The organism is Phenylobacterium sp., assembly GCF_030697305.1.
Classification (GTDB): domain Bacteria; phylum Pseudomonadota; class Alphaproteobacteria; order Caulobacterales; family Caulobacteraceae; genus Phenylobacterium.
This window is the reverse complement of record NZ_JAUYQL010000096.1, coordinates 23,548-40,839: the sequence shown is the minus strand read 5'-3', so window position 1 is coordinate 40,839 and position 17,292 is coordinate 23,548. Positions and strand designations below refer to the sequence as shown.

Below are 17,292 nucleotides of genomic sequence, written 5' to 3'. Positions count from 1 at the left end.
TGTAGACGCAGGCCGGCGCCCCGTGCGGGCTGCGCACGCCGACGAGCCCCGTGGCGAACTGGTCGAGGTTGGTCTTGCCGACCAGGATCGCGCCGGCCGCCTGCAACCGCGCGACGACCGTGGCGGTCTGCGCAGGTTGGTAGGCGAAGGCCGGGCAGGCGGCGGTGGTCGCCTGGCCCTCGACATCGATGTTGTCCTTCACGGCGAAGGGGACGCCGGCCAGCGGCAGGCGCTCTCTGGCCGCGATCCGCGCGTCGACCGCACGGGCGGCGTCCAGCACGCTCTGCGGATCGGGCCGCGAGATCCAGGCCTGCGGCTGCACCGCGTCGTAGGCGGCGATTCGGGCGAGCGCGTCCTGCGCCACCGCGACGGCGGTGTTGCGCCCGGCCGCGACGTCGGCGGCGATGGCGCGGGCGGAGAGGCGGGCGCTCACGCCGCCGGCTCCAGGGCGATCATCGGCGCGCCCGGCGCGATCGCCTGGCGCTCCTGCGCGTAGACGGCGCGCACCACGCCGGCCGAGGGGCTCGGCACGTCGCATTCGGTCTTCATGGCCTCGATCACCGCGATCACCTCTCCCTGGCGGACCACGTCACCCGCCTTGACCAGCATCTTCCACACGCTGCCGCCCAGCGGCGCCTCGACCAGCTCGGAGCCCTCGGGCGCGACCACCGCGGTCGTGTCGGACGGGCCGTCGTCGACGCCGGACAACGCCTCGACCCGGGCGAACTCGCCGCGCACTTCCCAGTCCGCCCGCTCGGCGTCGAACGCCGCCTGTCGCGTCGCCTGGAAGCCCGCGATGCTGTCGGCGTTGTCGGCCAGGAACCTGCGGTAGTCGGAGAGCCGGAAGGTCTCCTCCTCGATGCGGATCTCGCGCCTGCCGAGTGGGAAGTCGCGCCGCCACTCGACCAGCTCGTCGTGGGACACCGGGAAGAAGCGGATCTGGTCGAAGAACCGCAGCAGCCAGGGCTTGCCGCCGGTGAAGGCGTTGGTCTGGCGCCAGGTGTTCCACACCTGGATGGTGCGGCCGAACAGCTGGTAGCCGCCCGGTCCCTCCATGCCGTAGATGCACATGTACGCCCCGCCGATCCCGACCACGTTTGGCGGCGTCCAGGTGCGGGCGGGATTGTACTTGGTGGTGACGAGGCGGTGGCGCGGGTCGACCGGGGTCGCCACCGGCGCGCCCAGATAGACGTCCCCCAAGCCCATCACCAGGTAGCGGGCGTCGAACACCGTGCGACGCACGTCGTCCTCCGATGCGAGCCCATTGATGCGGCGGATGAACTCGATGTTGTCCGGACACCAGGGCGCGTCGTCGCGCACCGAGGCCATGTACTTGTCGATGGTCTCGTAGATCGCCGGGTCCTTCCACGACAGCGGCAGGTGGACCACGCGCGAGGGGATCTGGAAGTCGTCCAGCCCGCCCAGCCGGTCCTCGGCGTCGGCCAGCGCGGCCAGCAAGCGCGCCTGCGGCAGCACGCGGGCGTCGTAGTGGACCTGCAGCGAGCGGATGCCCGGCGTCACGTCCAGCACGCCGGCGAGGTCCATAGCCTGCAGCTCGAGCATCAGGGCGTGCACCCGGATGCGCAGCTCGAGGTCCAGCACGATCGGCCCATATTCCACCAGCAGGTGCCGATCGCCCTGTCGGCGGTACACCGCGCGAGGCCGCGCGCCCTCCGCCTCGATGATGTGGAGGATAGGGGAGTCCGCCTCATCACCGCTCATCCCGGCGAAAGCCGGGACCCAAGCTGAATCGGCCTCAGACGCGGTAGGCCCGCTTGGGCCCCGGCTTTCGCCGGGGTGAGCGGGTGCAAGATCCTTGATCACCCGATCCTGCTCGCCCTCCGCCGCGCGGGCGGTCGCGTCATCGACCACCTCGAAGCTCACCGTGTCGCCAGGGGCGAGCTGGCCGGTCTTCCAGAGGTCCGCCTGGATGACCACGAACGGGCAGACGAAGCCGCCCAGCGACGGGCCGTCGGGGCCCAGGATGATCGGCATGTCCCCGGTGAAGTCGACCGCGCCCACCGCATAGGCGTTGTCGTGGATGTTGGAAGGATGCAGGCCGGCTTCGCCGCCGTCGCGCCTGGCCCACTCGGGCTTGGGGCCGACCAGCCGTACCCCGGTGCGGTTGGAGTTGTAGTGCACCCGCCACGGGGTCTCGCGGATCATGGCGATGTCGGCGGGCGTGAAGAAGTCGGGCGCGCCGTGCGGGCCGGCCAGCACGCGGATCGTCCAGGCCTTGGTGAGCGTCGGCCGCAGGCCGGCGTCCAGCGCTGGTTCCGCGCCCGGACCGTCGAGGTGCGCCAGCCGCAGTACGTCGCCGGCCGCCAGGGTGCGGCCCGCATGGCCGCCGAAGCCGCCCAGGGTGAAGCTCGCGCGGCTGCCCAGGTAGTCCGGCACGTCCAGGCCGCCTTGCACCAGCAGGTAGGCCCGAAGGCCCGCGCCCTTCACCCGACCGAGCTTCAGCGTCTGGCCTGCGTGGATCGCGATCGGCGCATAGGGCGCAACGGGCGTGCCGTCCAACGCGCCTTCCAGTTCCGCGCCCGTCAGGCAGACGACCGCGTCGTGATTGAACACCAGCGTCGGGCCGAGCGCGGTGATCTCCAGCCCCGCCGCACTCTCGGCGTTGCCGAGCAACCGATTGCCCAACCGGAAGGCGAAGGCGTCCATCGGCCCCGACGGCGGCACGCCCACGTCCCAGTAGCCAAGCCGCCCGGGATAGTCCTGGACGGTGGTCGCCGGCCCGCCGCTGAGCACCCGGATGGTGCGCGGGGCGTAGGGGATGGTCGCCAGCACATTGGTCGCCACGTGACCGGTAACGAAGGCTTCGCTGCGCGCCACTTGCCGCAGCCATTCGACATTGGTCTCCAGGCCGGACAGCCGGGTCGCGTCCAGCGCCGCCTGCAGCGCCGCAACGGCGGCCTCGCGGTCCGGCGCGGTGACGATGAGCTTTGCCAGCAGGGGGTCGTAGAAGGCGCTGACCTCGGTCCCGGCGGCGATCCAGCCGTCGACGCGGGGACCCTGCGGGAATTCGACCTCGGTGAGCACGCCGCTGCTCGGCCGGTAGTCCTGGCCGGGGTCCTCTGCGTAGAGCCGCGCCTGGATCGAGGCGCCGCGCGCCTCGCCGTTCCAAGCGCCGAGGAAGCCGTAGTCGCCGGCCGCTCCGCGGATCATCCACTCCACCAGGTCGACTCCGGTGACCTGTTCGGTCACCCCATGCTCGACCTGCAGACGGGTGTTCACTTCCAGGAAGAAGAAGTCGTCGCGCTCGGCGTCATAGAGGAACTCCACCGTGCCGGCCGATCGGTAATTCACTGCACTGGTCAGGCGCACGGCCGCTTCGATCAGCGCCGCGCGGGTGGCGGTCGGCAGGTGGGGCGCCGGCGTCTCCTCGATGACCTTCTGGTTGCGCCGCTGCAGCGAGCAGTCGCGCTCGCCCAGCGCCACCACCCGGCCCTGGCCGTCGCCGAATACCTGCACCTCGATGTGCCGCGCCTGGCGCACGTAGCGCTCGAGGAACACGCCGGCGTCGGAGAAGTTGGCGCCGGCCAACCGCGCCACGGCGGCGAACGCCTCGGCGACCGCCGGGCCATCCTCACAGACTCGCATGCCTATCCCACCGCCGCCGGCGGTGGCCTTGAGGATCACCGGGAAGCCGATGCGTTCGGCGGCGGCGAGCGCCATGGCCGCGTCGGTCAGAAGGTCCGTGCCCGGCGCCAGCGGCACGTTGTGCGACACCGCGAGGTCGCGCGCCGTGTGCTTCAGCCCGAACGCCCGCACGTTGTCAGGCGTCGGCCCGATGAAGGCGACGCCAGCCGCCTCGCAGGCTTCGGCGAAGGCGGTGTTCTCCGACAGGAAGCCATAACCCGGGTGGATCGCCTGCGCGCCCGTGGCCTTGGCGGCGGCGAGGATGGCCTCGACGTTCAGATAGCTCTCGGCTGCCGGCGCCGGTCCGATCCGCACAGCCTCGTCGGCCTGGCGGACGTGCAGCGAGCCTGCGTCGGCGTCGGAGAACACCGCCACCGAGCCCACGCCCATGCGCTTGCACGTGCGGATGATCCGGCACGCGATCGCGCCTCGGTTGGCGATCAGGACCTTGGCGAACATCTAGGACCGGGCCTCTCGAACTCGCTCGGTAGAAAGCCTCACGTCGCCGGCTCCGCGATGATCATGCGCACCGGGGTGGGGTTGAAGCCGTTGCAGGGGTTGTTGATCTGCGGGCAGTTGGAGACCACCGCCACGAGGTCCATCTCGGCGCGCAGGTCGACGTAGAGGCCGGGCGCGGAGATGCCGTCGACGATGCCCAGCGCGCCGTCGTCCTCGACCGGCACGTTCATGAACCAGTTGATGTTGGAGACCATGTCGCGCTTGCCGCGGCCGTGGCGGGCGTTGGCCTGCAGGAAGTTCTCCATGCAGGCGTGCTGGCTCTTGGTGTGGTGGCCGTAGCGCAGGGTGTTGCTCTCGCAACTGCAGGCCCCGCCGATGGTGTCGTGGTAGGCGACGGAGGTGGCGGTGACCACGGCCATCGCTTGGCCCTCGTTGGACAACAGCACCGAACCTTCGCGCAGGAAGATGTTGCCCTGGGCGGCGATGGTGTCCTGGGCGCTGTAGCGCTCGGCGTCGTCGGCCAGGGCGTACATCAGGAAGTCGACGGCCTGGTTCCCCTCCAGGTCGACGATGCGCAGGGTCTGGCCCTTGCGCACCACGTGATCCCAGGGCGCGCGCGCGGCGACCACCTGGTCGGCGACGATGCGGGCGGGCAATCCGGAGAGGGCTTTGTCGGTGCTGCTCATCGGCGCAGGTGATCCTCGAGGTTGAGGAAGGCGCGCAGGCCCTCGGGTGTGGCGTTGCGGATAGGGTCGTCAGTTGGCGTGGCGGGTCCTCGCCAGGCGGCGACGCCCAACGGCGTCACCGTGTAGTCGCTCCGCGGATCCAGCACGTGCGGGCAGTTGGCGAAGGTAACGATCACGTCGGCCTCGACGCGCAGGGTGACCTGGCGCGCTGGAATGAAGGGGCCGGCCTGCAAGGTGGTCTGGCCGTCCGGTTCGACGCGCACGCCCTTGAACCAATTGATGCAGGGGTGGATGTCGCGCGCGCCCAGGCCGAACTTGGCCACCGCCAGCTTGAATCGGTCGCGGGCGTTGGGATGGTCGCCCCAGTTGTCGCCATCGCCATAGCGCCGGGCGTTGGAGGCCGCGTTGGACGCACCGCAGAAGGCGTCGTGGGTCTGGGCGGTGTCCTCCAGGATCGAGAACATCACCCGGCCCATGTCCGACAGCAGCAGCTTGCCGGCGCCGAGATAGGCGTTCCACTGGACCTTGAGCGTGTCGGCGACATTCAGCCGCTCGCTGGGCCGCTCGGCGCTGAACGCCAGCATCGAGGCGCAGGCCTCGCCATGCAGGTCGGTGAGCCGCAGCCGTGCGCCGCGCGCCAGGATCTTCGCCGTGTAGCCGCCGGCCGCCACCGTCTCGGCCCAGAGCATGTCGGCAGGCTCAACGCCGTGGGGCAGGACGGGCGCCTCGGCGGCCGGGACGAACGGCATGGCCTCGACCCGCGTGCCGGCCATGGATCGGGCGTGGGCCTGGGCGGCCTTGGGATCGGACGTATCGACGGTGCTCATCGGGCGCCTCGCTTACCGGCCTCTTCCGCCTCGCCGTGCGCATGCAGCGGGGGCAGGAGGGCGGTGGTGGTGACCAGCTTGATCTGCTGCACGCCGCGCACCTTGCGCAGCTCGTCGCACAGCGCCTGCAGCCGCTCGGACGGGCCCTGCACCAGCAGCACCTCCAGCGATTGATCCTCTTCCAGGAACACGTGTTGGGAGGAGATCACTTCCTTGACGAAGGACCCCTGCGCCTGGGCGAGCGCCTGGCGCACCCGGCCGCGGTCGGCGCGGTAGATCAGGGTCACCGCGCCGGCCAGCACCGCGCCCTCCTGGCCCTCGCTATGCAGGGCCAATTCATGGCGGATCAGCTCGGCGATCATCTGCGAGCGGCTGGGCAGTTCGCGTTCCGCCACCATGGCGTCGAGCTGCGAAAGCAGCTCTGCCGGCAGGCTGACGCTGAGGCGCGCGAGCTGGGCGAGGGGATCGGATGTCATGGGAAGAGACTGGCCGTGTTATTACGAATTGCGAAGTTCGTAATACCGCAAGGTCGATTTCGCAATCGCCGGCGCCGCCTCTCTGGGCGCCTGGAGCATGCGGCGCCCGTTACGCTCGCAAATGGGCCTCAGCCCTCGAGCGCTACCGGCGTAGGCTCCAGCCCGAGGCAGACGGAGACGCAGCGCCGGGCCAGTCGTTCGGCCGGGTCGATCACCCCGAACAGGACGTCGTCCTCGCTCAGAACCATGGTCAGCTCGGCGGCGCCCAGGATCACCAGTTCCGCGCCGTCGGCGATCAGCTCGGACGACAGCTCGGCCATCCGCCGGCCCATGTCGCCGCTGGTATCGCCCGACTTGAGCTCGGCGAAGGCCTCGGTGAACGCCTGCTGGCGCTCGGCCGGCAGGGTGACGATGCCCATGGATTGGGCGGCCAGGTATTCGCGGTAGAGCCGCAGCGCCGGGCGCGAGCCTAACACCCCGACCCGGCGCGCGCCGGTTTCGCCGGCGGCGCTGGCCGCGGTCTGGATCATGTCGATCAGCGGCAGGCCGGAGGCGCGTTGGATCAGGTCGCCCCAGGCGTGGGCGGAGTTGCCGACGATCGCCAGCACTTCGGCGCCCGCGCCGCGCAGCGCGCCGGCGGCCTCGGCCAGAGCCGCGCCCGCGCCGCCGACCCCGCCAGCGCCCGGGATGTCGCGGTCCGGCGCGCCGGGATTGATGTCGGCGATCACCCGGATGTGGTCGCGATCGAAGTTCACGGGCGTGGAGGCCTGCAGCTCGGTCAGGAACTTCAGGGCTGCGGCGGGACTGGCGCCGGCCAGCAGGCCAAGGGTCAAGCTCATGATCGCGTCCTAGCATGCGGTTGCGCGGGCGCGCGACGGCCTTGTGGCTCCGCGCCGATCGGGACTAAGGTCGGGCGTCCTCGGGGGGCCGCGCACAGGCGGCTGAGAGGCGGGCGAGCCCGCGACCCGTAGAACCTGATCCGGGTCATGCCGGCGAAGGGAAGGGAGACGCGCCATGCGCAACAACGCCTCTTCCGAATCTTTCCGCGCCCAAGTCCGCACGTCCGCCCGGCGGACGCCGCCTGAAGGAAGCTGAAGCGATGAACAAGCACGCCCCCCTGGAGACCGCCGCCATCCCCACCGGCGAACGCCCGGGTTCGAAGAAGGTGTTCCAGCAGGGCGTACTGTGGCCGGACATCCGCGTGCCGTTCCGTGAGGTGGCGGTGCATCCGAGCGCGGGCGAGCCGGCGCTGACCCTCTACGATCCGTCTGGCCCCTACACCGACCCGTCGGTGACCATCGACATCGCCAAGGGCCTGCCTCGCAGCCGCGAGCCGTGGGTGGTGTCGCGGGGCGACATCGAAGTCGTCGCCGATCCCCGCGCGGTGAAGCCCGAGGACAACGGCTTCGCGGAAGGCGAGCGGCTGGCCCCGCAGTTCTCCGCGCCGCGCCGCGTCTACCGCGCCCGCGCCGGCACGGCGATCACCCAGCTCGAGTACGCCCGCAAGGGGATCATCACGCCCGAGATGGAATATGTGGCGATCCGCGAGAACCTGCGCCGGCGAGAGGGCGAGGCGGCCATCCGCGACGGCGAGGACTTCGGCGCCGAGATCCCCGACTTCTGCACCCCGGAGTTCGTCCGCTCGGAGGTGGCCCGCGGCCGCGCGATCATCCCGGCCAACATCAACCACACCGAACTGGAGCCGATGGCCATCGGCCGCAACTTCCTGGTCAAGATCAACGCCAACATCGGCAACTCCGCCGTGCTGTCGACCGTCGACGACGAGGTGGACAAACTGGTGTGGTCGATCCGCTGGGGCGCCGACACGGTCATGGACCTGTCCACTGGGCGCAACATCCACAACATCCGCGACTGGATCGTGCGCAACTCGCCCGTCCCGATCGGCACGGTACCGATCTATCAGGCGCTGGAGAAGGTCAACGGCGTCGCCGAGGACCTGACCTGGGAGGTGTTCCGCGACACCCTGATCGAGCAGGCCGAGCAGGGCGTCGACTACTTCACCATCCACGCGGGCGTGCGGCTGGCCTATGTGCCGCTGACGGCGAAGCGGGTCACCGGCATCGTGTCCAGAGGCGGCTCGATCATGGCCAAGTGGTGCCTGGCCCATCACCGCGAGAACTTCCTCTACGACCACTTCGAGGACATCTGCGAGATCATGCGAGCCTACGACGTGTCGTTCAGTCTGGGCGACGGCCTGCGTCCGGGCTCCATCGCCGACGCCAACGACGCCGCCCAGTTCGCCGAGCTAGACACCCTGGGCGAGCTGACCCAGGTGGCCTGGAAGCACGGCGTGCAGACGATGATCGAAGGCCCCGGCCACGTGCCGATGCACAAGATCAAGGCCAACATGGACAAGCAGCTCGCGGTTTGCGGCGTGGCGCCGTTCTACACCTTGGGCCCGCTGACCACCGACGTCGCGCCAGGCTACGACCACATCACCTCGGCTATCGGGGCGGCGATGATCGGCTGGTTCGGCACCGCCATGCTTTGCTACGTGACGCCGAAGGAGCACCTGGGCCTGCCGGACCGCGAGGACGTGAAGCAGGGGGTGATCACCTACAAGATCGCCGCCCACGCCGCCGACCTCGCCAAGGGACATCCCACCGCGCGGACCTGGGACGACGCGCTGTCGCGCGCGAGGTTCGAGTTCCGCTGGGAGGACCAGTTCAACCTGGGGCTCGACCCAGAAACGGCGCGTGAGTTCCACGACGAGACCTTGCCCAAGGAGGCGATGAAGACCGCCCACTTCTGCTCCATGTGCGGGCCGAAGTTCTGCTCCATGAAGATCAGCCAGGAGATCCGCGAACAGGCGGCCCAGCAGAACGACGTGGCGGCGGGCCTCGACGAGATGTCGGCGAAGTTCAGAGCCGGCGGCGGCGAGATCCAGGTGCCGCTGACGCCCGCCGAATAGGCCTGCGGTGGCCGAGCGGCTGCAGTCGGGCGCTACGCTGAGCGGCGTGGATCTGTCGGATGTCGACTGGACCGACCGCGAACTCGCCGACCTCGTGCTGGTGGGCTGCACGCTCACGGACGCCCAGCTTTCGGGCGTCAATCTGCAAGGCGCGCGGTTCAAGGACTGCCGATTGGTGCGCTGCCGTTTCGCCAGCGCCGACCTGCGAGAGGCGACGTTCGAGGACTGCAGTTTCGCCGACGACGGGCCTGCCCATGCCGGCGTGCAGTTCGCCTTCAGCCAGATGGACCAGACGCGGTTCGCGCGGTGCGACCTGTCGTTCGCGCGGATCGAGCGCTGCGGCCTCTACGGGATCGAGATGACCGACTGCAACCTGCGCGGCGCGGCGTTCCATGGCGCGGACTTCGGAAAGGCGTTCGGACGCAAGGTCATCCGTTGCGCGGCGACATTCTCGGCCTGCAACCTAGAGCTCGCGGATCTGCGCGAGGCGCGCCTGCCTGGATGCAGCCTGGCGGGGTCGAACCTGCGCGAGGCGGACCTGAGCGGCGCCGATCTGGAGAACGCGGACCTGAGCGGATGCGATCTTTTCCAGGCCCTCACACAAGGCGCGAAGATGGCTGGCGCTGACCTGCGCAACGCCGAGGTCAGCGGGCTGAATGTGCTTCAGCTCGGCAGCATCGATGGGATGCATGTAGGCGGCGATCAGCAGCGCCGGTTGCTCAGCGCCATGGGCCTGACTGTGGACGCCGGGCCGAAGGACTAGTCCCGGCTCCGTTCCTTGACCGGTTGCTGGACCGGCCAGATGCGCACGGCCACCGCGACCGTGACCGAACCCAGCACCGCGGCCGCGGCCCCAGCCCACTGCACGGTGTTCATGCCTTCGGCTGCGTAGCGACCGGCCAGAGCGCTGGCGATGAACACCAGCGCGGCGGAGGTCCATTGGGCGCCGAGGCGCGAAAAAAGCAGATTCAGCATGGGGCGGGCTCAGGCGATGTTGCGTTGCGGCATAAGAGCCACAAGCCGGTAAATTTTTGGATGCGACATGGGCGCGCGGCGCGGCGTCATCTTCGAAAATTTTGTGGCCGAGCTCCGTTGGAGCGGCCCTACTGCGCAGCCATGGCCTCGGCCTGGCGCAGGTCGACCGAGACCAGCTGCGACACGCCGCGTTCGCCCATGGTGACGCCGAACAGGCGGTCCATACGGGCCATGGTGACCGGGTTGTGGGTGATGGCGATGAACCGCGTCTGGGTACGGTTGCGCATCTCGTCCAGCAGGTTGCAGAAGCGGTCGACATTGGCGTCGTCGAGGGGGGCGTCCACTTCGTCTAGGACGCAGACCGGCGCGGGGTTCGCCAGGAACACCGCGAAGATCAGCGCCGCGGCCGTCAGCGCCTGCTCGCCGCCGCTCATCAGACTCATCGTCGCCAGCCGCTTGCCAGGAGGACAGGCGTAGATCTCCAGGCCCGCCTCCAGCGGGTCCTCCGATTCGACCAGCCGCAGTTCCGCCTGACCGCCTTCGAACAGGGCCGCGAACAGGGTGCGGAAATGCTCCTGGATCACCTCGAAGGCGGCGAGCAGTCGGCCGCGGCCCTCGCCATTCAGTTCTTCGATGCCCTGGCGCAGGCGCGCGATCGCCCCGGTCAGGTCGGCGCGTTCGGCCAGCATGGTCTCCAGCCGCCCGGCGTGGTCTGCGGCCTCGTCCTCGGCCAGCAGGTTCACCGCGCCCAGCGCTTCACGCTGACGTTCGAGATTGCGCAGGTGCGCCTCCACGCCGCCGGCCTCGGGGGGAATCGCCACCGCCTCGCTGGCCAGGGCGGCGGCGAGTTCGGTCGGCTCCATGCGGGAGGATTCTCTCAGGTCCGCGCCGATCTCCTCCAGCCGGTCGCGGGCGGCTTCCAGGCGGGCGGCGACGGCGGCGCGGCGTTCGCGCGCCTCGCCAGCCGCGCCCTCGGCGGCGCGCAGGGCGCGGTCGGCGTCGGCGCGTTCACCCTCGCCGGCGGCAAGGGCGTCGGAGGTCTTGGCGCGGCGGGCCTCGGCGACGCCGAACGCGTCCAGCAAGGTTTCCAGGCGCGCCTGCAGCGTCGCCGGCGCCGCGCGGGCGGCGTCGAGCGCAGCTTGCGCTTTCAGTCGCGCTTCAGCGAGCTGGGCGTCGCGGCGGCCGGCGGCCTGGGCTCGCCGGGTCCAGTCGTCGCGGTCGCGCTGCAGGGCGTCCAGACGACGCGCCCGGCCGTCACGCTCGCGCACCTCGACGTCGAGGGCGGTTCGGGCCGCGGCCGCGTTTTCGCGCGCCAGAGCGGCTGCTGAACGCGCCTGGGCCAGGCGTCCGGCGAGATCGGAGGTCTGGCCATCTTCGCCCCCGGCGTCGGCGCGTGCGGTCTCCAGCGAAGTGTCCAACTCCACCTGCTCGGCCTCGAAGCGGGCGATGACGTCGTCCAGGGATTGGGCGTGGGCTTCCCGGCGGGCGGCGTCGCGATCCAGCTTCTCGACGACTGTGCGCGCAACGGCCACGCGCTGATCCGCGGCGGGCGCGGCGGCGCGCGCGGCCTTCAGCGCGGCCTCGGCCTGCGCCAGCCGCGCGCGGGCGGTCTCGACGGCGACGGCTTCCTTGGCGGCGCGCGGCTGCAGCGTTTCGATCTCGGCCTCGACCTCGGCGAGCCGGCCTTTCTGCTGCAGGCGCACGGCGGCCGGGCGTGGCGCCTCGGCACGCACTGTGAACCCGTCCCAACGCCACAGATCGCCCTCGCGCGAGACCAGCCTGCAGCCCGGCTGCAGGTCGGCCTGCAACCGTTCGCCGTCGGCGCGCTCCACCAAAGCGGTGAACGCCAGCCGCGCAGCCAGCGCCGCCGGGGCCTTCACAAACGCGCTCAGGGGTCGCGCACCCGTGGGCCAGGTCGGGGCGTCGGCCTCGCCGCCGCCCCAGAATGCCGGCGCCTGGCGATCCAGCGCAGCGTCGAGGTCGTCGCCAAGCGCCGCGGCCAGCGCCTGTTCGTAGCCCCGTTCCGGGCCGACGACGTCCAGCGCCGGCGCGAACCCGCCCCGTCGCTGGGGCGCCACGATCTGGGCCAGCGCCCGGGCCTCGGCGGTCAACCGGCTGAGCTGGTCTTCGAGCTTGCGGGCAGCGTCCCGGGCGGCGGTCTCGGCCGCAGCGGCCGCGGCGCGCTCGTCCTGCGCCGCATCCAGAGCGGCGCGCGCCATCGCCAGTGCGGTCTCAGCGGCGTCCAGCTCTGCGCGCGCGGTGGCGGCCTCAGGGGGCGCAGAGGCGTCGAGGCGCTCACGCTCGCTCCTGGCCTGGTCCAGCGCGCGGCGGGTGCGCGCCGCCCGCGCCTCGGCCTCGGCCAGCCGCTGGCCGGCGGCGCGGCGCTGGGCCTCCCAGGCGGCGGCCTCGGCGGCGAGCGTCTCGACGGCGGCGTCGGCCTGGGCGCGCGCCGCCTCGGCGCTTGCAGCGGCGGCCTCGAGTTCGGGCGTGCGCGTCGGCGCGGCGGCGATCTCGGCCTCCAGGGCCGCGAGTTCGCCCGCAAGGCGGTCGAGCGCCAGCGTCGCGTCCTCGACGATCTGCGTCTCGCGCGCCTGGTCTGCACCTAGTCGGGCGAGGTCGGCGGCCAGCCGTTCGAGCTCGGAGGCCTGGGCCTCGGCCTCGCGCTCCAGCCGGTCCTTGTCGATGGCCAGGCGATGGAGCACCGCGGCGGCTATGGTCTCGGCTTCGCGCAGCGGCTTGATCGCGTCCTCGGCGGCGGCGGCGCGGGTGGTCGCCGCGGCGGCGGTGCGGGCCGTCTCCTCGACGGTGCGCGCGGCGGCCTCGCCTTCGCCCATCAGCGTCTCGGCGGCGGCCTTGGCCTCGGCCCAGCGGGCGTAGGCCAGCGCGCCCTGGAGACTGCGGATTTCCGCGGCGAGCTTCTTGTAGCGTTCGGCGGCCCGAGCCTCGCGCCGCAGGCGCGCCAGGGCGCTCTCCAGCTCGCGCGCCACGTCGTCCAGCCGGGCGAGGTTGGTTTCCGCCGCGCGCAGCCGCAGCTCCGCCTCGTGGCGTCGAGTATGCAGGCCGGCGACGCCCGCCGCCTCTTCCAGGATCAGCCGGCGGTTCTGCGGCTTGGCGGAGATCAGTTCGGAGATCTGCCCCTGGCGCACCAGGGCGGGCGAGTTGGATCCTGTCGAAGCGTCGGCGAACAACAGTTGCACGTCTCGCGCGCGCACTTCGCGGCCATTGATGCGGTAGGTCGAACCCGCCCCGCGGTCGATGCGGCGCACGACCTCCAGCACCGGGTCGGCGTTGAACGCCGCCGGGGCCTTGCGGTCGGCGTTGTCGATGGTCAGCGCCACCTCGGCGTGGTTGCGGGAGGGCCGGCTCCCGGAGCCCGAGAAGATCACGTCGTCCATGCCGCCGGCTCGCATCGCCTTGGCGGAGTTGGCTCCCATCACCCAGCGCAGAGCCTCGAGGATGTTGGACTTGCCGCAGCCGTTGGGGCCGACCACGCCGGTGATTCCAGGCTCGATGCGGAACTCCGTCGGTTCGACGAAGGACTTGAAGCCCGAGATCCGCAGGCGCTGGAAATGCATGGGCGTTGAGCGCTACTTCCCCGCTGCGGCGACGGCGGCGTCGAGTTCGGCCATGCTGATTTCGCCTTCCTTGATCTTCTTGCCGTCGATCAGGAAGGTGGGCGTGGAGTTGATCTTGTCGACCTTGATGGCCTTGTCGACGCGCTCGTTCAGCGCCTTCAGCGAGGCCTCGTCGCCGACGCAGGCGGTGAACTGCTGTTCGCTCATGCCCGATGACTGGGCGATGCGCAGCAGCACGTCGCGGGGCGTCTCCGCGCCGCCGAACATCTCCTGCTGGCTGCGGAACACGGTGTCGAGGACAGTGAAGTACTTGTCCTTGCCGGCGCAGCGCGCGAGCAGGAAAGAGGCGGCCGCCACGTCGTTGGGCGGCGTGAGGAATTCCTTGAACGTGTAGTGCACCTTGCCGGTGTCGATGTACTTCGCCTTGAACGCCGGGAAGACGTCGAGGCTGAAGCGGGCGCAGTGCGGACAGGTGGGCGAGGCGTACTCGACCATCTTGATCTTGGCGGCGGGGTCGCCCAGCGACATGTCGGCGGCGTTGACCGCGCCGGGCTTGGCGCCGCGGTCGCAGGCCGCGAGGGCCAGCGCGCCGGCGGCGAGCGCGGCGAGGATCATCAGGCGGCGGTTGGTCGTACGCATGGACAAGCCTTCGGATGTTTCGAGACGGATTAAAGCGCGATTCCCCGCGCGCCGTCGCCCAGTGTCGCTGAAAGCCGGCCCGCGGCTTTTAGTCCGCCTGCGCAGCGATCTGAAGGCCTTCGTTGGTCCGCTCAGCGCTCGCGGCGCATGACGCCCCGGCCCAGCGCCAGCAGGGCGGTCTTCAGCGGACTGTCCGGCACGGTTTCCAGGCCGCGCGCCAGTTCGGCTTCCTTGGCTGCGTCCAGCGGCGGCGGCTTGCGTCGCGCGGTCGGCGGTGTGGCGGCGGCGCGCAACGGCCCCTGGACGATCCGCAGCTTGTCCACCGCGCCCTCGCCCAGGAACAGGTTGACCCGCGCCAGGATCTCCGGGGCCTGATGCTGGATGATCGCGGCGGCCGGGCCGGCCACGCGGATCTCCAGCGCCGCGGCGCTTCCGGCGCGCTTTCGGGTCAGCTTCACCGGCTCGGTGCGCCTGGCGATCTGCTCGCCGACGATCTCACGCCAGCGCGCCTGCAGCGCGCCGGGTCCCTGGCCGAAGCGACCGTCCAGTTCGCGCACCAGCTTGTTCAGCGCGCGTCCGGCGGTCGGCGGCGCGCGCCGCGTCGGGCGGGTGCGCTTGGCCGCCAGGATGCGGATCGCTTCGTCGCGGGTCGGCAGGGAACGGCTCATGACCGGAAGAGCCTACAACATCGGCCCCCTCCCGCCGAGCGCCGCGATGGGCTAGGCGATGGCGCGTGGATCGTGACCGCCTGCGCGCCAACCTGCTGGCCTGGTACGACGCCCATGCGCGGGCGCTGCCATGGCGCGTGGGACCTACCGATCACGCCCAGGGCGCGCGCGCCGATCCGTATCGCGTCTGGCTGTCCGAGGTGATGCTGCAGCAGACGACGGTGCCGCACGCGACGCCGTATTTCCTCGCCTTCACCGAGCGGTGGCCGGACGCCCGCGCCCTGGCGGCCGAGGGCGACGGCGAGGTGATGGCCGCCTGGGCGGGCCTCGGCTACTACGCCCGCGCCCGCAATCTGCTGGCCTGCGCCCGCGCGGTGGCGCAAGCGCACGGCGGGGTCTTCCCCGCCACTGAGGAGGGTCTGCGCGCGCTGCCCGGCGTCGGCGCCTATACCGCCGCCGCCGTCGCCGCGATCGCTTTCGACCGGCCCGCCAACGTGGTCGACGGCAATGTCGAGCGAGTGATGGCCCGGCTGTTCGCCGTGGAGACGCCGCTGCCGGACGCCAAGCCCGAGCTCAAGCGGCTGGCCGGCGAACTGGTGACGGCGGAGCGTCCCGGCGATTGGGCGCAGGCGTTGATGGACCTGGGCGCGACGGTCTGCCGGCCGAAGTCGCCGCTGTGCGAGCGCTGTCCGGTGGCGGAATTCTGCGCCGCGCTGGCCGGCGGCGCGCCAGAATCCTATCCGCGAAAGTCAGCGAAGGCCGCACGGCCGCACCGCTTCGGCATCGCTTATCTGCTGACGCGAGGCGATCAGGTGGGCCTGGTCAGGCGCCCGCCGCGCGGCCTACTGGGCGGCATGCTGGCCCTGCCGACCAGCGACTGGCGCGCGACGCCCTGGAGCGAGGCCGAGGCGCTCGCCGCCGCGCCGGTCGACGCCGACTGGCGCGCCGCCGGAGAGGTGGAGCACGTGTTCACCCACTTCAGCCTGAGCCTGCGGGTGCTGCGCGCGCGAGGCGGTGCGGAGCCTCTGATCTGGACGCCGACCCGCGACCTCGGAGCCTTGCCCAGCGTGTTTCTGAAGGCCGCCCGCGCCGGCCTGGACAACCTGCTCTAGATCCACCCCTCCCGAGCGTCACCCTCGGGCTTGTCCGGAGGGTCCATGACCGCGGTCGGCGCAGGATGTCTGCTGAGCCGCGGCGTCCTGCCGGCCGCCACGGCGTGCATGGATCCTCGGGACAAGGCCGAGGATGACGTCATGGATGTCGGGGATGATCCCCTAAGCCGCGATCTCCGAGCGGACCTTGGCGCGCAGGGTGTCGATGGGGGCGAGGCCTGCATCGGTCTTGAAGTGCCAGTAGGTCCAGCCGTTGCAGGCCGGCGCCGATTGCACCATCGCGCCGACCTTGTGGATCGATCCGGTCACCGCGCCCACCGCCAGGCTGCCGTCGGCGCGCACGCGGGCCGAGGTCTTGCCCTTGGCGCAGTACAGCACGTCGCCGGCGCGCAGCAGGCCCGCCTCGACGATTTGGCCGAACGGCACGCGGGGCTCGGCGCGCTTGGAGGTGGTCACCTGAATCTCGTCGGCCGTGGCGGGCGTAACCAGGGCGATGCGGCGGGTGGCCACCTGGATGTAGGCGCTTTCGCGCTCGATGCCGATGAACCGGCGGCCCAGCCGCTTGGCCGCGGCCCCGGTGGTGCCGGTGCCGAAGAACGGAGCGAGGATCACGTCGCCCGGCTTCGTCGAGGCCAAGATCAGTCGGTGCAGCAGGGATTCCGGCTTCTGGGTCGGGTGCGCCTTGACGCCGTTCTCGTCCTTCAGCCGCTCTTCGCCGGTGCACAGCGGGATGGTCCAATCCGAACGCCTCTGCAGTTCGTCATTGGCCATCTTCATGGCGTCATAGTTGAAGGTGTAGCGCCGCGCGCCGCGCGCCTTGGCGGCCCAGATCAGCGTCTCGTGGGCGTTGGTGAAGCGGGTGCCCTTGAAGTTCGGCATCGGGTTGGACTTGCGCCAGATGACGTCGTTGAGGATCCAGAAGCCCAGGTCCTGCAGGGTCGCGCCGACCCGGAAGATGTTGTGGTAGCTGCCGATCACCCACAGGGCGCCGTCGTCCTTCAACACCCGGCGGCATTCGGCCAGCCACTCGCGGGTGAAGGCGTCGTAAGCGGCGAAGCTCTCGAACTGGTCCCACTCGTCGTCGACCGCATCGACCTTTGAATTGTCCGGACGCAGCAGGTCGCCGCCGAGCTGAAGATTGTAGGGCGGGTCGGCGAACACCAGGTCGACCGAGCGGTCGGGGAGCTTCTTCAGCTCCGCCATGCAGTCGCCCTGGATGATCGTCTCACTGGGAAAGCCCATGTGCGTTACGCGCCCCTTGTCCAACGGGCGCGAGTCTCGGGCGATCGTGGTGAAGG

At 70.9% G+C, this 17,292-nt stretch carries 14 protein-coding genes and 1 riboswitch; of the genes, 3 read left to right on the top strand and 11 right to left on the bottom strand.

What is annotated here, in order from left to right:
* The 6 genes from Q8R27_RS10260 to Q8R27_RS10235 form a co-directional block, all read right to left on the bottom strand.
* Positions 1-433: amidase family protein (locus Q8R27_RS10260; protein WP_305698931.1), on the bottom strand; the 433-nt coding region annotated here is incomplete at its 3' end.
* Positions 430-4,104 carry an urea carboxylase gene (gene uca / locus Q8R27_RS10255; RefSeq protein WP_305698930.1) on the bottom strand — a complete coding sequence of 1,225 codons (3,675 nt, stop codon included), beginning with the start codon at positions 4,102-4,104 and terminating at the stop codon, positions 430-432. The genes Q8R27_RS10260 and uca, both read right to left, overlap by 4 nt.
* A gap of 38 nt (positions 4,105-4,142) precedes the next feature.
* Complete coding sequence (locus tag Q8R27_RS10250) at positions 4,143-4,790, bottom strand: urea amidolyase associated protein UAAP2 (protein WP_305698929.1); 648 nt, start codon at positions 4,788-4,790, stop codon at positions 4,143-4,145.
* Positions 4,787-5,617, bottom strand: coding sequence for an urea amidolyase associated protein UAAP1 (locus Q8R27_RS10245; RefSeq protein WP_305698928.1), 831 nt, complete (start codon positions 5,615-5,617; stop codon positions 4,787-4,789). The genes Q8R27_RS10250 and Q8R27_RS10245 overlap by 4 nt, the downstream gene beginning before the upstream one ends.
* Positions 5,614-6,093 (bottom strand): CopG family ribbon-helix-helix protein, encoded by a 480-nt coding sequence (locus Q8R27_RS10240; RefSeq protein WP_305698927.1) that lies wholly within the window; start codon positions 6,091-6,093, stop codon positions 5,614-5,616. The genes Q8R27_RS10245 and Q8R27_RS10240 overlap by 4 nt, the downstream gene beginning before the upstream one ends.
* A 128-nt stretch (positions 6,094-6,221) precedes the next feature.
* Positions 6,222-6,932 (bottom strand): aspartate/glutamate racemase family protein, encoded by a 711-nt coding sequence (locus Q8R27_RS10235; RefSeq protein WP_305698926.1) that lies wholly within the window; start codon positions 6,930-6,932, stop codon positions 6,222-6,224.
* A gap of 77 nt (positions 6,933-7,009) precedes the next feature.
* Positions 7,010-7,098, top strand: a riboswitch (TPP riboswitch).
* 94 nt (positions 7,099-7,192) lie between these two features.
* On the opposite strand from Q8R27_RS10235, the gene thiC reads away from it, so the two are divergent.
* Together thiC and Q8R27_RS10225 are read left to right on the top strand one after the other, a co-directional pair.
* On the top strand, positions 7,193-9,025 hold the full coding sequence (gene thiC / locus Q8R27_RS10230) for a phosphomethylpyrimidine synthase ThiC (protein WP_305698925.1): 1,833 nt from the start codon (positions 7,193-7,195) through the stop codon (positions 9,023-9,025).
* 7 nt (positions 9,026-9,032) lie between these two features.
* On the top strand, positions 9,033-9,788 hold the full coding sequence (locus Q8R27_RS10225) for a pentapeptide repeat-containing protein (protein ID WP_305698924.1): 756 nt from the start codon (positions 9,033-9,035) through the stop codon (positions 9,786-9,788).
* Here the strand turns inward: Q8R27_RS10225 and Q8R27_RS10220 are convergent.
* From Q8R27_RS10220 to Q8R27_RS10205, 4 genes are all read right to left on the bottom strand, one after another.
* On the bottom strand, positions 9,785-10,000 hold the full coding sequence (locus Q8R27_RS10220) for a hypothetical protein (protein ID WP_305698923.1): 216 nt from the start codon (positions 9,998-10,000) through the stop codon (positions 9,785-9,787). The genes Q8R27_RS10225 and Q8R27_RS10220 overlap by 4 nt on opposite strands.
* Positions 10,001-10,128: 128 nt before the next feature.
* Positions 10,129-13,575 (bottom strand): chromosome segregation protein SMC, encoded by a 3,447-nt coding sequence (gene smc / locus Q8R27_RS10215; protein WP_305698922.1) that lies wholly within the window; start codon positions 13,573-13,575, stop codon positions 10,129-10,131.
* A gap of 12 nt (positions 13,576-13,587) precedes the next feature.
* Positions 13,588-14,214 carry a DsbA family protein gene (locus Q8R27_RS10210; protein WP_305698921.1) on the bottom strand — a complete coding sequence of 209 codons (627 nt, stop codon included), beginning with the start codon at positions 14,212-14,214 and terminating at the stop codon, positions 13,588-13,590.
* Positions 14,215-14,345: 131 nt separating this feature from the next.
* On the bottom strand, positions 14,346-14,882 hold the full coding sequence (locus Q8R27_RS10205; protein ID WP_305698920.1) for a DUF721 domain-containing protein: 537 nt from the start codon (positions 14,880-14,882) through the stop codon (positions 14,346-14,348).
* Positions 14,883-14,947: 65 nt separating this feature from the next.
* On the opposite strand from Q8R27_RS10205, the gene mutY reads away from it, so the two are divergent.
* Positions 14,948-15,994, top strand: a complete 1,047-nt coding sequence (mutY, locus tag Q8R27_RS10200; RefSeq protein ID WP_305698919.1) for an A/G-specific adenine glycosylase — start codon at positions 14,948-14,950, stop codon at positions 15,992-15,994.
* A 162-nt stretch (positions 15,995-16,156) separates the two neighbouring features.
* Here the strand turns inward: mutY and Q8R27_RS10195 are convergent, their stop codons facing one another.
* The gene (locus Q8R27_RS10195; protein WP_305698918.1) at positions 16,157-17,236 is read right to left on the bottom strand and encodes a site-specific DNA-methyltransferase; all 1,080 of its coding nucleotides are present in this window, start codon (positions 17,234-17,236) and stop codon (positions 16,157-16,159) included.
* Positions 17,237-17,292: the final 56 nt, after the last annotated feature.

Bases quoted from the DNA above. Each gene is read 5' to 3' on its own strand.
- Q8R27_RS10220 (WP_305698923.1), bottom strand. From the start codon at position 10,000: ATGCTGAATCTGCTTTTTTCGCGCCTCGGCGCCCAATGGACCTCCGCC.
- uca (WP_305698930.1), bottom strand. From the start codon at position 4,104: ATGTTCGCCAAGGTCCTGATCGCCAACCGAGGCGCGATCGCGTGCCGG.
- Q8R27_RS10195 (WP_305698918.1), bottom strand. From the start codon at position 17,236: ATGGGCTTTCCCAGTGAGACGATCATCCAGGGCGACTGCATGGCGGAG.
- thiC (WP_305698925.1), top strand. From the start codon at position 7,193: ATGAACAAGCACGCCCCCCTGGAGACCGCCGCCATCCCCACCGGCGAA.
- Q8R27_RS10250 (WP_305698929.1), bottom strand. From the start codon at position 4,790: ATGAGCAGCACCGACAAAGCCCTCTCCGGATTGCCCGCCCGCATCGTC.
- smc (WP_305698922.1), bottom strand. From the start codon at position 13,575: ATGCATTTCCAGCGCCTGCGGATCTCGGGCTTCAAGTCCTTCGTCGAA.
- Q8R27_RS10205 (WP_305698920.1), bottom strand. From the start codon at position 14,882: ATGAGCCGTTCCCTGCCGACCCGCGACGAAGCGATCCGCATCCTGGCG.
- Q8R27_RS10245 (WP_305698928.1), bottom strand. From the start codon at position 5,617: ATGAGCACCGTCGATACGTCCGATCCCAAGGCCGCCCAGGCCCACGCC.
- Q8R27_RS10235 (WP_305698926.1), bottom strand. From the start codon at position 6,932: ATGAGCTTGACCCTTGGCCTGCTGGCCGGCGCCAGTCCCGCCGCAGCC.
- Q8R27_RS10240 (WP_305698927.1), bottom strand. From the start codon at position 6,093: ATGACATCCGATCCCCTCGCCCAGCTCGCGCGCCTCAGCGTCAGCCTG.
- Q8R27_RS10210 (WP_305698921.1), bottom strand. From the start codon at position 14,214: ATGCGTACGACCAACCGCCGCCTGATGATCCTCGCCGCGCTCGCCGCC.